Origin of the sequence: Curtobacterium sp. MCLR17_044, assembly GCF_003234435.1 — a bacterium.
In the GTDB taxonomy this organism is placed as follows: Bacteria; Actinomycetota; Actinomycetes; order Actinomycetales; family Microbacteriaceae; genus Curtobacterium; species Curtobacterium flaccumfaciens.
Window position 1 is genome coordinate 22,377 of record NZ_QKTC01000004.1, and the last position, 13,901, is coordinate 36,277.

Annotated in this window: 14 protein-coding genes; 12 read left to right on the forward strand and 2 right to left on the reverse strand. The window is 67.6% G+C overall.

Features of this window, described 5'->3' with window-relative positions; genetic code table 11:
- Nucleotides 1-154: 154 nt before the first annotated feature.
- The 9 genes from glpX to DEJ04_RS03725 all read left to right on the forward strand — a co-directional run bounded on the left by glpX (nt 155) and on the right by DEJ04_RS03725 (nt 7,742).
- Nucleotides 155-1,144, forward strand: coding sequence for a class II fructose-bisphosphatase (glpX, locus tag DEJ04_RS03685; RefSeq protein WP_017886722.1), 990 nt, complete (start codon nt 155-157; stop codon nt 1,142-1,144).
- A gap of 83 nt (nt 1,145-1,227) precedes the next feature.
- Complete coding sequence (locus tag DEJ04_RS03690; protein ID WP_111046282.1) at nt 1,228-2,124, forward strand: hypothetical protein; 897 nt, start codon at nt 1,228-1,230, stop codon at nt 2,122-2,124.
- A gap of 68 nt (nt 2,125-2,192) precedes the next feature.
- Nucleotides 2,193-3,782, forward strand: coding sequence for a toxin glutamine deamidase domain-containing protein (locus DEJ04_RS03695; protein WP_146248636.1), 1,590 nt, complete (start codon nt 2,193-2,195; stop codon nt 3,780-3,782).
- Between the two features lie 6 nt (nt 3,783-3,788).
- A complete protein-coding gene (locus tag DEJ04_RS18840) occupies nt 3,789-4,070 on the forward strand; it encodes a YrhB domain-containing protein (RefSeq protein ID WP_081612280.1) in 282 nt (93 codons plus the stop codon).
- A gap of 115 nt (nt 4,071-4,185) precedes the next feature.
- The gene (locus DEJ04_RS03705; protein WP_111046284.1) at nt 4,186-4,944 is read left to right on the forward strand and encodes a PoNe immunity protein domain-containing protein; all 759 of its coding nucleotides are present in this window, start codon (nt 4,186-4,188) and stop codon (nt 4,942-4,944) included.
- 188 nt (nt 4,945-5,132) lie between these two features.
- Nucleotides 5,133-5,549 (forward strand): SMI1/KNR4 family protein, encoded by a 417-nt coding sequence (locus tag DEJ04_RS03710; RefSeq protein WP_111046285.1) that lies wholly within the window; start codon nt 5,133-5,135, stop codon nt 5,547-5,549.
- A gap of 3 nt (nt 5,550-5,552) precedes the next feature.
- On the forward strand, nt 5,553-6,092 hold the full coding sequence (locus tag DEJ04_RS03715) for an RNA 2'-phosphotransferase (RefSeq protein WP_111046286.1): 540 nt from the start codon (nt 5,553-5,555) through the stop codon (nt 6,090-6,092).
- Between the two features lie 221 nt (nt 6,093-6,313).
- Nucleotides 6,314-7,084 (forward strand): ankyrin repeat domain-containing protein, encoded by a 771-nt coding sequence (locus DEJ04_RS03720; RefSeq protein ID WP_111046287.1) that lies wholly within the window; start codon nt 6,314-6,316, stop codon nt 7,082-7,084.
- A gap of 82 nt (nt 7,085-7,166) precedes the next feature.
- Nucleotides 7,167-7,742 (forward strand): hypothetical protein, encoded by a 576-nt coding sequence (locus DEJ04_RS03725; protein ID WP_056072871.1) that lies wholly within the window; start codon nt 7,167-7,169, stop codon nt 7,740-7,742.
- A gap of 30 nt (nt 7,743-7,772) precedes the next feature.
- Here DEJ04_RS03725 and DEJ04_RS03730 read toward each other — a convergent pair whose 3' ends face one another.
- Both DEJ04_RS03730 and DEJ04_RS03735 read right to left on the reverse strand, forming a co-directional pair.
- On the reverse strand, nt 7,773-8,873 hold the full coding sequence (locus DEJ04_RS03730) for a DUF1266 domain-containing protein (protein WP_111029584.1): 1,101 nt from the start codon (nt 8,871-8,873) through the stop codon (nt 7,773-7,775).
- A gap of 23 nt (nt 8,874-8,896) precedes the next feature.
- Nucleotides 8,897-10,159, reverse strand: coding sequence for a DNA recombination protein RmuC (locus tag DEJ04_RS03735; RefSeq protein ID WP_111046288.1), 1,263 nt, complete (start codon nt 10,157-10,159; stop codon nt 8,897-8,899).
- A gap of 190 nt (nt 10,160-10,349) precedes the next feature.
- Between DEJ04_RS03735 and iolC the strand changes: the two genes are divergently transcribed.
- The 3 genes from iolC to DEJ04_RS03750 are packed head-to-tail and all read left to right on the forward strand — an operon-like array spanning nt 10,350 to nt 13,895.
- Nucleotides 10,350-11,405 (forward strand): 5-dehydro-2-deoxygluconokinase, encoded by a 1,056-nt coding sequence (gene iolC, locus DEJ04_RS03740; protein ID WP_111046289.1) that lies wholly within the window; start codon nt 10,350-10,352, stop codon nt 11,403-11,405.
- Nucleotides 11,398-12,387, forward strand: coding sequence for a class I fructose-bisphosphate aldolase (locus DEJ04_RS03745; protein WP_035807563.1), 990 nt, complete (start codon nt 11,398-11,400; stop codon nt 12,385-12,387). Before iolC ends, DEJ04_RS03745 begins: the two co-directional genes overlap by 8 nt.
- Nucleotides 12,384-13,895: a CoA-acylating methylmalonate-semialdehyde dehydrogenase gene (locus tag DEJ04_RS03750; RefSeq protein ID WP_110864410.1), complete on the forward strand. Its 1,512-nt coding sequence runs from the start codon at nt 12,384-12,386 to the stop codon at nt 13,893-13,895. The genes DEJ04_RS03745 and DEJ04_RS03750 overlap by 4 nt, the downstream gene beginning before the upstream one ends.
- The last annotated feature ends 6 nt before the right edge of the window (nt 13,896-13,901 follow it).

Consider the following 13,901-nt stretch of genomic DNA (forward strand, 5'->3'; position numbering starts at 1 on the left):
TCTCCTTCGACTTCGGTGATGTCCCCGCCGATCGTAGTCAGAAGCTCTGGAGGCGCGGTCCGGGTTACGCGGTCGGCTCACGTCCGGCGTGCACATGCGTGCACGGGCCCGGTGTCCGGACCGTGGGTCGGCCGCCGGTCGGTAGGCTCGGGTCGTGACTCCCACGACTGAGACCGGCTCCCTGTTCCTCCAGCCCGACCGCAACCTCGCGCTCGAGCTCGTGCGTGCGACGGAGGCCGCCGCGATCCGTGCGCAGCCGTGGGTCGGGCGTGGTGAGAAGAACCTCGCCGACGGCGCCGCGGTCGACGCGATGCGCAAGTTCCTCGGCACGGTGAACTTCGACGGCGTCGTCGTCATCGGCGAGGGCGAGAAGGACAACGCCCCGATGCTCTACAACGGCGAGCACGTCGGCAACGGTCACGGCCCGGCCTGCGACATCGCGGTCGACCCGATCGACGGCACCTCGCTCACCGCCGCAGGCCGCCAGAACGCCATCTCCGTCATGGCCGTCTCGGACCGTGGCTCGATGTACGACCCTTCCGCTGTCTTCTACATGGACAAGATCGCCGCCGGCCCCGAGGGTCGCGGTGTCCTGGACCTCGAGAAGCCGATCGGTGACAACATCCGCGCCCTGGCGAAGGCCAAGGGCAAGGACCTCGAGGACATGGTCGTCGCCGTGCTCGACCGTCCGCGCCACGACGAGCTGATCCGCGCCATCCGCGCGACCGGTGCCGGCACGCGACTGCTGCTCGACGGTGACGTCGCCGGTGGCATCGCCGCCGCCCTGCCCGGCTCGACGATCGACATGTGCGTCGGTGTCGGCGGCACCCCCGAGGGCATCATCACGGCGTGCGCGATCAAGGCGCTCGGCGGCGTGATCCTCGGCAAGCTCCAGCCGAAGGACGACGAGGAGCGCGAGCGCGCCATCGCCGCCGGCCACGACCTGGACAAGGTCCTCGACCAGGACGACCTGGTCACGGGTGACAACACGTTCTTCGTCGCCACCGGCGTCACCGACGGCGTCCTGGTCGACGGCGTGCGTCGTTCGCGCGGCGTCATCCACACCGACTCGCTCGTGCTCCGCTCGCGCTCGAACACGATCCGCCGCATCCAGGCGGACCACCGTGCGGAGAAGTGGTTCTAGGCCGGACGATCGTCCGCCGCTTCGGGGCGTCGCCGGTCTTCCGGCGGCGCCCCGTTGCACGAGCCCTTGCGTAGGCTCGACGCATGACTGCGACAACGGCACGGATCGTCGGACTGGACACCGCGGGCATCCGCACGCTGCACGCGGAGGCGGACGGCACGGCCGACCGGCTGCCGCACGTCGTGCCGGTGGCGCCCGACCTCGGCGTGATCCTGGCGGACGAGGACGGTGCGATCCTCACCGCGCCGGCGCTCGCCGAGATGGGCTGGGCGGACGACGACGTCCTGCGTGCAGCCGTCGCCGCCGCGCAGGAGCAGGCCGGAGGCGACGTCGCGGTGATCCAGCCGGGCACGATCGTCATCCAGGACCCCGACCTCGCCGTGGTGCTCGTGCTCGCACCGCAGGCGTTCCAGGGGATCGAGTTCCGCGGCAGCGCAGTGGTCTTCCCGGTCGCGCCGACGACGTTCATCGTCACCGGCGACCAGGACGAGGACGGGCTCCAGGTCGCGGCCGGTGTCGCCCAGCAGATCCTGGCTGACGACGAGGGCGAGGTCCTGAGCGGACCGCCCATGGTGCTGCGCGGTGACGGGTGGGTCCGGTTCGAGCACCCGTCACTCGACGGCGAGCTCCGGACGATCCGCGCGCTCTGGACGGCGACCGCCGCGAACCTGCAGCAGGACGCCCTGCAGGAGTCGTTCGACCGGCGGGGCGAGGACGTCCACGTCGGTGCGGTCTCGGTCGCCCGGCTCGCCGAGGACGACCCGGCCTTCTCGTACTCGTCGTGGACCGAGGACGTCGAGACCGTCGTCGCCGCGGTCGACACGATCGTGCTCGTGACTCTCGACGGGCAGACGCAGCCCGTGCCGTTCGGTCGGCTGCGGGAGCTGGCGTCCGGGTTGATCGAGGAACTCGAGGTCCGCCCGACGCGCTACCGGCTCGGCGGTTTCCCGGACCTCGAGTCGGTCCGCGCGGCCCTCTGACGGGTCGACATCGGTCGGTGGAACTCGTCCCCGTCGCTGCCCCCTGATATGGTCACACTCGCGCGCTTGTGGACAACGGCGCGAGAGATCGGACCTGGGGAGGAATGATGGGGCGACCGTCGGGGTGGGACGTTGTCGATCAGGGTGATGACCCGGTCAAGGGGGATCCGTCGACGTTGCGGATGATGGCGCGGGAGTACCAGCGCATCTCCGACGCGGCCGATGACGCCTCGACCCGGCTGAAGTCGGTGAAGGGCTCCGGGTGGCTGACCGACTGGGAGGGTGAGGCCGCGGATGTGTTCGTCGACGCGATCGAGGACACCCCGTCGGACCTGACCAAGCTCGTCGATTCGTACGAACTCGCCGCGACGGCGTTGTCGGGGTGGGCTGACACGGTCGATGACACCCAGTACCGGGCCGATGGTGCGTTGGCGGACGCGAAGGACGCCACCGGGGACCTCGCCGCGGCGCAGGACCGGTTGGCGGATGCGCAGTCGACGCTGTCGCACTACGAGTCCGCGTCGAAGGACCTGTCGAAGGTCGCCGACAAGTACCCGGCGGGTTCCGACGTGCCGGACGGGGTGGATGTTCCCTCGCCGGCGCAGTTGCGGGCAGCGTCCGACAACGCTTCCGTCGCGCAGGGGTCGGTGTCGTCGGCGCAGGGGGACATCTCGGCGGCGCAGTCGCGGATCGATGCGGCGAAGCGGCTCGTGGCGGATGCGAAGAGTGATTGGCAGGACGCGGAGCAGCGGACCGCGACGAAGATCGGTGAAGCTGCCGACGCGGGCCTCGGGAAGCAGTCCACGTGGGACAAGATCTTCGGGTCCGAGGCGTGGGAGACCATCGTGTCGGTGGCGAAGGTCGTTGTGGCGGTGGGTGGGATCATCGCGATGATCATCCCGGGGCCGTGGACGTTGATCATCGCGGCGATCGCGCTCGTGGTGTTGGCGGACACGTTGTACAAGATGAGCAAGGGTGAAGCCGACGGGTGGGACCTCGCGTTCTCCCTCATTGATTGCGTGCCGGCCGCTGGTGCCTTGTCGGCAGGAGCCCGCACGGCAAAGTTCACGGGGATGCTGACCGCGGCCGGGGATGTCACGTCCGGCACCAGGGCAGTCCGTTCTCTGAATGCCGGTGTGCCGATGGTCCGCGACCTCGCAACCAGCGTTCCTCGCGGTCTCCGTCGGGCGATTCATGCTGACTCCGCAGACCCGCAAGTTCTCCGCTCAGTCTTCGAGCGGGAGTACGGACCACTGAAGATGGTCAACGCGGAGCGGCTCGCCCGGGGTGTGGACGGGTTCAGCATGAACTGCACGAGGTGTGTCATCGCGACAGAGCATGTGCTCGATGGGAAAGCCGTCTCGGCAATGCCCGTCTTCACGCGAGGCGCGAGCGTCGCCGACGTCGCTGAGCACTTCGGCAAGTCCATCCGAGACTTCCAACCGGTGCGGTCGTACGATTCGATCGTGGCTAGGCTCGAGTCCGCTGGCGAGGGGGCTCGTGGCGTTGTATTCGGGACCAGGGCGGGTACCAATCCAGTCGGCCACGTGTTCAACGTTGTTCACGATCGGAATGGTGTTGTGTTCCTCGACGGACAGTCAGGAACGTTTGCCAAGTTGGAGAACTTCGATCAACTCTTCCTACTCAAGACACGGTGATGGTGTATGCGAACTCTCAAAGATGCTCAGGATGAATTTGCGAAGGAAGTGCGCGCTGACGAAGACCTTATTTGGGATAGGGGATGGATCGAGACCGACGATTGGTGGATCGTTCTTTACAACAGCCGAGAGTATTACGAGACACAAAACCCGTTGTTTAGCCTAGCTGGAAATGGCCCCTTTGTTGTACCAAAAGACGGCAGTGCCTGTTTCACTCTTCAAACGAACACATCGGTTGAATCACAAATAGAGGAACGGGGCCAGCGGGTCATCAGTCGGTCTCGGTGAAGCCAGTTCCGGCTCGAGCGGATGAGACGCTCGAGCGCGCAGTCATCAAGATCAGTCCGGACGGCTCGTGCATACCGCAACTGCTCGATGCGGCGGCACGTTTACGCTAAAAGACATGACTCCACGCGACAGCCGAGTGAGTGCGGCCTACTGGACCGATGCGATAGAAGTCTTGACGCGCGGCGTCGAGGGGTTTCGCCCGTTCAGTCATGTGTTCCGGGCCGACGACGTGCGAGCTGGGATTATTCGAACGACCGCGAGCTTCGACAACGCGCTCTTTCTGTTGGGCGCGCGGTACTCGGCGGGCTTTCCGACGTCACTCCTCGCGGATGATCTCGAGTCGGTCGTCACTATCTGGGAGAACTGGAACCGCTACGCTGCCGTGCCTGACGGTGGCTCCCCGCTAGAAGCGCTGACGTTCAACGACAAGCCGCCGTACTACTACGCACTGTGGTTGGCGTCGGTGGCGCGGTGCATCGGCGTCAATTCGGCGTTGACGGATCGGTTGATCGAGATCGTTGCTGCTGCTGGAGGCGCTGACCCAGTGCTCGGGACACTGTTGGGGGTCGAACCGGTGCGGGACTCCGTGTGGCACAAGCGGCTGTTCCAGAACCTCGATACGGCCGCGACCGGGACGCCGGATCGCGCCATTTCTGCGCTGAACAGGTACGTGCAAGCCTGGCAGAAGAACATCTCGTTCATTTGGTGGGCCCCAGCGCTGAAGGCAGTGCAGGGGGATAGCTTTGAAACGTACTTCGGGTACTGGGCTTGGGAGGCGGCTGGGCTCGTCGTGGCGCGCGGGCTCGACGACTCCGTGTTGCGGTCGTCGCCGTACTATCCAGTCGACCTCGTCGACGGCCAGCAGGACGGATGAGCCGCCCGGCTGCCCGAACGAGGACCTCTGGGAGGGGCCATGAGTGATTCAAAGGTGTATTGGGGCCATCGTGGAACCCGGGGCCGTTCGGTTCTCGCAGAAGTCCGTCTCCTGCAAACAAGACCGACCGACTTACCGGCGAACCCTACAGCTACGACGACACATTCCGTCTCGCAAGGGGGTGCAGGATGAGAGCTCTTCGTCACCTCACCGTCGACGAACGCCTGGTCGTTATCCGGCTGATCCAGCCAGAGTTCTTCCTCTTCCCGAATCGCTTCCTGCACCTGGTCGCCGCTGATGATCTGCCGGCGGTCGAACCATGGTCGTGGCTTGTTAAGTATGAAGACGACTTGTACTTTTGGGCTGAAATCGTCGCGAAGCAGTATCCGACCCGTTCCCTCGTACCCTTCGCAAAGCACCAGGACACAGACGATGTGTTCTGCTTTTACGGTGGCGACCATTCGGGCGACCCTCCCGTGCTGATCATCCATACGTTTGCTTCACCTGGGACGGAGTACCGGGGGCAGTGGACGTCCTTCGACGTCTGGTGGGAGGAGATGGAGGAGCATCGAGCAGCGTGGCTCGCGGAGCAGGAAGAGGACTGAGACATGCCTCGTAGGGACACGTCGATCAGCAAGGCGATGTCGCACGCGTTGCGGCACGAACCGGGTGCGTACGGGCTGGAACTCGGCGCTGACGGGAGTGTCCCGCTCGCAGATCTTGCCGACGCTTTGGATCGGTCGGGCATTCAGGCATCGTTGGAAGATCTGCGCCGCGTGGTCGCCGAGTCCGACAAGCAGCGCTTCGCCGTCGAAAGCGACCGGATCCGTGCTCAGTACGGGCACTCGACGGACGAGCGCATGGTGAAGCCGTCGATCGTTCCGCAGCCGGTGCTCTGGCATGCAACTTCCCCCGCTGCGGCTGAGTCGATCCTGCGCGAAGGGCTCTTACCGATGGGGCGCCAGTACGCGCATCTGACGACCGATCGCGAGTTGGCTATGCAGGCTGGGCGGCGCAAGTCCACCGCTCCCGTCCTGTTGCGAATCGATGCAGCTCGCGCGCACCGGGAGGGCGTGGAGTTCACGGAGGGCCACGGCCGGGTGACCCTGGCCTTGCTCGTTCCCGCGCGGTACATCTCGGCGGAATGACGCGCCTGCCTCAGCCGCGCGAGTAGCGGGGCTCCTGCATTGCTTGGGCGATGCGCTCGAGACGGTCACCCGTCGAACGGATCGATTTCTCAGTCTCCCGCGAGTGCGAGGGGGCGACGGCAGTCTCATCTCATCAGACGTGAGACTGCTCGGAAGAAGCGCAGGCCCGACCAGCTGGGCTTGCAGTCGGGTGGCGTGGACGTCCTGGATAACATCATCCGATGAGCACAGCGATGGACAGTTCTGCGTTCTGGGATGCGATCATCGCGGACGATCCGCAGGCGATCACGAGGATCGCGTCGGAAGGCTTCGAAGTGTCTTCAGCATCACGCGCCAATGCCGACGCCCTCACGCCCCTCCACTTCGCGGCTCAGACCGGTGCGGTGCATGCGATGCGAGCACTCCTGGACCTCGGGGTGGAGGTGGACTCGCCGGACCGTTGGGGGACGACGCCGCTGCAGCTCGCAGTGACGAACTCAGGCGACGGCGGACTTGATCCGGTCGCCGTCTTGCTCGACGCCGGCGCTGATCCGTGCCATGTCAACGACCTTGGTGCGACCCCACTGAGCTATGCCCGGATCTTGGGGGACGCACCCGCCGGGCTCATCACCATGCTGCAGCAGGATCGGGTGTTCGAGGATGATGAGGCGGGCGTATCCGTCGTGTTCGAGGCCGCTACGCATGGGTCCCTCATCGACATCCAATCAGCAATTCGTGCCGATGCGGCTCTGCTCAACTCTGCCGTGGCTGGAGAGACTCCGCTCCGACTGCTCGTACGACGTTCTCTCCCCGTGCGACCGAATCGGTCGAACCCACACCCGGTCTCTGTGGACGACGCGGTGGCTGGCGCCAGTGCAATGCTGAGTGCCGGAGCGAAGGCCAGGTTGGTCGGTGCAGACGGCTTCACCGCTCAAGGGCTGGCACGAGCGTTCCTGGCGCCGAAGCCGTTGATCAAGGTGCTCGATCGTGCGGCGAAGCTCGAGCGGAGGTAGACGGCGTGAATGATCAAGAGGCAATGAAGTGCGCTATCGCGGCGAAGGCTCCCGGTCGCGACACGAATGAAGGTGGTTCAAGGTGATCGACGTCGAAGTACTCCGCACAGCGCTCGATCCGTCCTCGATGGACGTTCCGAAGCAGGTCCGGAACGCCTTCGAGAAGGCGGCTCGGGTGAAGTCGTTCGTCACGGTTCCGGGCGGGGCTGCGCTGATCTGGGGATCGGTGTTGATCGCGGTCTACGGGGACGCTCCCCGTGTGAGCACGGCGGCACGCGCGCTGCGCGTCCCTGACGAGGGTGTGTCCCACACCCAATGGACGAGGCAGCGTGGTGCCTACGCGGCGGTGGCATTCGCAGCCGCTCGCGATTCCGACCCACCATCGGTTGCGGCACGGACTGCCGGATGGACGGTGAGAGAGCCGTTGATGCAAGGGAAGGCGCTTCGGCACCACATCGACCGGTCCGCCGAGGAACGGGAGATGGACGAGTTCATGCCGGTTTCGGGGCACCTCGCCGCCTTCGCATCGGACATGGTGATCCTGGGGACCATGTGGCTGTTCGGCGGGTCTGACGCGTGGCCGATCGGGCGGATCGCAGCGGAGTGGGACCGCAACGCCGAGGCCGTCCGCGCGCTCCCCGGGTACTCCGACGCATGAGCCGTCGCCGCGACGGTGATCCTGTCGTGGTCAGGAGACCGACGCGTCGTCCTCGTCCGCCCACAGCGGGTCGCTGACGGTCCGCGGCAGCAGCGCCCCCGGCGACCCCGGCCACGGCAACCGCGTGACCGGCCAGTTCGAGGCGAAGAGCTCACGCCGCCCGGCATCGAACTCCTGCACCGTCTTGAGCTCGTCGTAGACCAGGGCGTACGCGGCCCGCAGGTTGTCGAAGTAGTCGTCCCACGAGTCGAAGAGGGTGAAGGCGACATCGGAGACCAGGTCGATCGACGACCAGGCATCGTCCTCGCTCAGGAGCCCGGCGGCGTACGCACCTCGGACGGCGGTGACCGCGTTCTTGACGTCCATCGACCAGAGCAGCTTCGGCGGGCGGTCCGCTCGGCGTTCGAGCAGGCTCGACCCTGCCCACGGGTCGGTGCCGAGCAGTGAGGACAGCCGGGTGAGCCGGGTCTCACCCTCGGCGGATCGGCTCAACGCGAGGAACTGCCACGACACGCTCTTCGGACCGAGCAGGTCGACGGCGAAGGCCTGTGCGTCCCGCCCGCTGGCGATCTTGTAGGTCTCGTCGAGTTCGCGGCGCAGGAACGTCAGCGGGGGCAGGGGGATGGTCACGAAGGGCGACGGCGTGGTGTCCTGCAGGTACTCCCCGCCGAGCTCCACCCGCGAACCGTACGGGGCGAGCGACGCTGGCCACCATCCTTCGTGGAAGTCGCCGAACGAGGCGAGCGCCAGCTGCTGCAGTCGGTGGACGGGCAGCTCGCGGGCACCGGTGCGCTCCCGGTACCGCCGCTGTTCCCGCACCGGCAGCCCGATGTCACGGAGCGAGGTGATGAAGGTCAGCACGAACCACACGACGACGGCGATCAGGAAGCAGCGCCACACCGCCTGGATGCCGTACCCGAAGTGCTGCCGGACGTCGTACGGGGCGAGGATCGAGATCAGGAGCACGACGAAGAACGCCACGATCGCGATCGCCATGATGATCCACGCTGCGGCGCGGTCCCGTCGTCGCCCGGTCTGCTTCCGCGCCTTGGCGACCATCGCCCGGTGCCGCCAGCGTGGACGGACCGGGAACTCGCGGTCGCCGGGATGGTTCTGCAGTGCTTCCCCCATGACGATCGATCGTAGCGAGCAGCTCAGTCCTCGTCGACGGCGCCGACGAGCTCCGGCGCGGTGAGCAGCCGCGGCTCGTCCTCGATCGAGGACGGGTCCGCGATGACCTTCGACTCGTCGAGCAGCGAGAGCCGACGGGCGCTCGGCAGCACCTGGCGTTCGAGCGACCCGACGAAGCGGTTGTAGTCGACGACGGAGCCGCGGATCGAGCGGCCGAGCTTGTCGACGTGCCCCGCCATCGTGGACAGCCGGCCGTAGAGCTCGCGGGACACCTTGAAGAGCTCGTGCGCCTCTTGCGAGACGACGTCCTGCTGCCACGAGAACGCCACGGTCTTGAGCACGGACCACAGGGTCACGGGAGAGGCGAGCGCGATGCGCTTGCGGAAGGCGTGGTCGAGCAGGCCGGGGTCGGCGGCGAGTGCGCTCGAGATGAGCGACTCGGACGGGATGAAGGCGACGGTGAGCTCGGGGGAGGCGTCGTAGCCGGTCCAGTACTCCCGTGCGGCAAGGGCGTCGACGTGCGCTCGGAGCGCCTTGACGTGCTGGGCGATGAGCTGGTCGCGTCGAGCTGCCTCGGCACCGGTGGCGGTCGCCGGGATCTCGGCGGCCTGCAGGTAGGCGCTGAACGGCACCTTGGCGTCGACGGCGATGGTCTTGCCGCCGGGCAGGTGCACGACCATGTCCGGGCGGGCGGAGCCGACGGCGGTGGTGACTGACGACTGCACGTCGAAGTCGACGCGTTCGAGCAGCCCGGCGGCCTCGACAACGTTGCGCAGCTGCGTCTCGCCCCAGACGCCGCGCGTGCTGTTCGACGACAGGGCACTGGCCAGGGTGTCGGCCGTGGCGCGGAGGCGCTCTTCGGACTCGGCGGCCGACCGGAGCTGCGCCGACAGCGCGCCGTACTGCTCGCTCCGCGACTGCTCGAGCTCGGCGATCTTCGTGCGCATCACGTCGAGCGTCTGCGCCACGGGGCTGAGCGCGGAGAGCACCTTGGACTCGTTCTGGTTCCGTGCCGCGTCGACGCCGTGCATGCGCTGCACCAGGTGCTCGAGCTCGGCGGAGCGCCGTTCGAGCGAGTCGACCTGGCGGCGGTACTGCGTGTCCTGGGCGTCGAGGCGTTCCTCGGCGTCGCGTCGGGCCGCCTCGAGCTGGCCGCGGAGCGCCTCGGCCGTCGCACGGGACGACGCGGCGTCGATGCCCGCGCGCGAGCGGGCGAGCGACCAGGCGACGACCGCACCGACGGCGATGCCGATCACGAGACCGATGACCAGGGCGAGGATCTGCATGTCGCGACCCTGGCAGAACCCACCGACACCGCGCCTCCCGGCACTCCGGCGCGCCCCGCAGAACCAGCGTGACCAGCGCCACGGGACCAACGTGACGGACCGCGGAATCCATGTCATGACATTAGGGCAAACAGGGTGTACAGTCGTGATCGTCCGCCGATGAAGCCGCACGGAAGGTCCACCGCGTCGCATGACGAACCAAGCTCCCCACGCCTACGACGTGATCACGATGGGACGCGTCAGCGTCGACATCTACCCGCAGCAGACCGGCCCGCTCGAGGACGTCTCGACCTTCTCGAAGTCCGTCGGCGGCAGCGCCACGAACGTCGCCATCGCCGCTGCTCGACACGGCGCGGACGCCGCGGTCATCACCCGGACGGGCAACGACCCCTTCGGCCGGTACATCGCCCGCACGCTGCCCGAGTACGGGGTCGCGAACGCCTTCGTCGAGACGGTGGAGGGGCTGAACACCCCCGTCGCCTTCTGCGAGATCTTCCCGCCGGACGACTTCCCGCTCTACTTCTACCGGGCCCCGAAGGCGCCCGACCTGATGATCACGGCGAAGTCCCTGCCGCTGCACGAGATCGAGCGCGCGAAGATCTTCTGGACCACGGTGACCGGCCTCAGTGAGGAGCCGAGCCGACAGGCGCATCACGTCGCGTACGAAGCCCGGTCCGCCGCGCAGAACAGCACGAAGACCCACACCGTCTTGGACCTGGACTACCGGTCGATGTTCTGGTCGAGCCCCGAGGCCGCGACGCGCGAGGTCGCGATCGCCCTCGAGCACGCCACCGTCGCCGTCGGCAACCGCGAGGAGTGCGAGGTCGCGGTCGGTGAGACCGACCCGGTCCGCGCCGCCGACGCGCTGCTCGACCGCGGTGTCGAGATCGCGATCGTCAAGCAGGGGCCGAAGGGCGTGCTGGCGAAGACCCGCGACGAGTTCGTCGAGTTCCGTCCGCACCACATCGACGTCGTGAACGGGCTCGGCTCGGGCGACGGCTTCGGCGGTGCGCTGACGCACGGGCTGCTGCGGGGCTGGAGCCTCGAGCGGATCCTGGCGTTCTGCAACGCCGCCGGCGCGATCGTCGCGACGCGGTTCGAGTGCTCGACGGCGATGCCGACGAGCGACGAGATCGAGCAGTTCCTGACCGACAACCCGGCCGAGGGCACGACGCACGCGGGTGCGACGCACACGGGTGAGACGCACACGGGTGAGACGTACACCGAGGAGAAGACCCATGCCTGAGCTCAGCCCCGCTGACTTCCAGCGCCTCCGCGACATCCGTGCGGGCCAGCCGGACCTGGTGCGTGCCACGCTCGACGCCCGCCGCAAGCGCTCCCTGCTCGCCGACGACGGCAAGCTCTTCATCGTCGCCGCCGACCACCCCGCACGCGGTGCGCTGGCGGTGCGTGACGACGAGTCCGCGATGGCGGACCGCTACGACCTGCTCGAGCGGCTCGTCACGGCCCTCGGCCGGCCGGGGGTCGACGGCGTGCTCGGCACCCCCGACATCCTCGAGGACCTCGCGCTGCTCGGTGCCCTCGACGGCAAGGTCGTCGTCGGGTCGATGAACCGCGGTGGACTCCGCGGCGCGACCTTCGAGATGGACGACCGGTACACGGCGTACTCGGCGCAGGCGATCAAGGACTCCGGGCTCGACTTCGCCAAGCTGCTGGTGCGCATCGCCCTGGAGGACTCGGGCACCGCGCCGACGCTCGAGGCAACGGCCCGCGCCGTCAGCGAGGCCGCGGCGCTCCAGCTGCCGATCATGCTCGAGCCGTTCATGTCCGAGTGGCGGGACGGCCGGGTCGTCAACGACCTGTCGGCCGACGCCGTGATCACCTCGATGGCGATCGCTGCGGGACTCGGCGAGTCCAGCGCCTACAGCTGGCTCAAGATCCCCGTCGTCGACGACATGGAGCGCGTGATGGCCGCGACGACGCTGCCGACGCTGCTGCTCGGCGGCGACCCGGCTTCGCGCCCGCTGGAGACGTACGCCAAGTGGGCTGACGCCCTGGCCCTGCCCGGCGTCCGCGGCCTGGTCGTCGGACGCACCCTGCTCTACCCCTCGGACGGCGACGTCGCCGCCGCCGTGGACGTCGCCGCCGGTCTCGTCCACAGCCAGGAGGCCCGGGGCGGGTTCTCCACAGATGCCCACGACCCAGCCGCTCGGCTCGCGGGCGCCACCACCATGGACTCGTCCATCTCGGAAGGAAGCAACGCATGACGCTCACCGACACGACCACCACCACCGTCGGGCACTGGATCGACGGCAAGCGCGTCGAATCCGCGTCGGGCAACACCGCCCCCGTGTACGACCCGGCGCTCGGCGTCGCGACCAAGCAGGTCGCGCTGGCCGACGAGTCCGAGATCCAGGCGGCCATCGGCAGCGCCAAGGCGGCGTTCCCCGGCTGGAGCAACCTGTCGCTGGCCAAGCGCCAGGCGATCCTGTTCTCGTTCCGCGAGATCCTGAACCGCGACAAGGCCGAGCTGGCCGAGATCATCACGAGCGAGCACGGCAAGGTCATCGACGACGCCATGGGCGAGATCGCCCGCGGGCAAGAGGTCGTCGAGCTCGCCACCAACATCCCGAGCCTGATGAAGGGCGAGTTCTCCGACCAGGTCTCGACCGGCATCGACGTCTACTCGATCCGCCAGCCGCTCGGCGTCGTGGGCATCATCAGCCCCTTCAACTTCCCGGCGATGGTGCCGCTCTGGTTCCTGCCGATCGCGATCGCCGCGGGCAACACCGTCGTGCTGAAGCCGAGCGAGAAGGACCCGTCGGCCGCCATCTGGCTCGCCGAGAAGTTCAAGGAGGCCGGGCTGCCCGACGGCGTCTTCAACGTGCTCAACGGCGACAAGCTGTCCGTCGACGGCTTGCTCACCAGCGACGACGTCGAGTCGATCTCGTTCGTCGGCTCCACGCCCATCGCGCAGTACGTCTACGAGACCGGTACCAAGCACGGCAAGCGCGTGCAGGCCCTCGGCGGCGCGAAGAACCACATGCTCGTCCTGCCGGACGCCGACCTCGACCTGGTCGCCGACAACGCGATCAACGCCGGTTTCGGTTCGGCCGGTGAACGCTGCATGGCGATCTCGGTCGTCGTCGCGGTCGAGCCGGTGGCCGACGAGCTCATCCAGAAGATCAAGGACCGCGCGGCGACCCTGCGCATCGGCGACGGTCGTCGCGGGTGCGACATGGGCCCGCTCGTCACGAAGCAGCACCGTGACAAGGTCGCCTCGTACATCGAGGTCGCAGAGCAGGACGGTGCGGTGGTTGTGGTGGACGGCCGCACCGTCCGACCCGACGGCGACGAGAACGGCTTCTGGCTGGGCCCGACGCTGATCGACCAGGTGCCCACCACCAGCCGCGTCTACACCGAGGAGATCTTCGGTCCGGTGCTGAGCGTCGTCCGCGTCGCCACCTACGAAGAGGGCCTCGAGCTCATCAACTCCGGCGCGTACGGCAACGGCACCGCCATCTTCACGAACGACGGTGGGGCCGCCCGACGGTTCCAGCGCGACGTGCAGGTCGGCATGATCGGCATCAACGTCCCGATCCCGGTGCCCGTCGCCTACTACTCGTTCGGTGGCTGGAAGAACTCGCTGTTCGGTGACCACAAGGCGTACGGGGCCGACGGCGTGAGCTTCTTCACCCGCCAGAAGGCGATCACGAGCCGCTGGCTCGACCCGTCGCACGGCGGCATCAACCTCGGCTTCCCGTCGAACAACTGACCCGCG

Excerpts from the sequence above, each read along its gene's own strand:
- DEJ04_RS03690 (WP_111046282.1), top strand. The coding sequence starts at position 1,228 with ATGACTGCGACAACGGCACGGATCGTCGGACTGGACACCGCGGGCATC.
- DEJ04_RS18840 (WP_081612280.1), top strand. The coding sequence starts at position 3,789 with ATGCGAACTCTCAAAGATGCTCAGGATGAATTTGCGAAGGAAGTGCGC.
- DEJ04_RS03705 (WP_111046284.1), top strand. The coding sequence starts at position 4,186 with ATGACTCCACGCGACAGCCGAGTGAGTGCGGCCTACTGGACCGATGCG.
- DEJ04_RS03710 (WP_111046285.1), top strand. The coding sequence starts at position 5,133 with ATGAGAGCTCTTCGTCACCTCACCGTCGACGAACGCCTGGTCGTTATC.
- DEJ04_RS03715 (WP_111046286.1), top strand. The coding sequence starts at position 5,553 with ATGCCTCGTAGGGACACGTCGATCAGCAAGGCGATGTCGCACGCGTTG.
- DEJ04_RS03720 (WP_111046287.1), top strand. The coding sequence starts at position 6,314 with ATGAGCACAGCGATGGACAGTTCTGCGTTCTGGGATGCGATCATCGCG.
- DEJ04_RS03730 (WP_111029584.1), bottom strand. The coding sequence starts at position 8,873 with ATGGGGGAAGCACTGCAGAACCATCCCGGCGACCGCGAGTTCCCGGTC.
- DEJ04_RS03735 (WP_111046288.1), bottom strand. The coding sequence starts at position 10,159 with ATGCAGATCCTCGCCCTGGTCATCGGTCTCGTGATCGGCATCGCCGTC.
- iolC (WP_111046289.1), top strand. The coding sequence starts at position 10,350 with ATGACGAACCAAGCTCCCCACGCCTACGACGTGATCACGATGGGACGC.
- DEJ04_RS03745 (WP_035807563.1), top strand. The coding sequence starts at position 11,398 with ATGCCTGAGCTCAGCCCCGCTGACTTCCAGCGCCTCCGCGACATCCGT.
- DEJ04_RS03750 (WP_110864410.1), top strand. The coding sequence starts at position 12,384 with ATGACGCTCACCGACACGACCACCACCACCGTCGGGCACTGGATCGAC.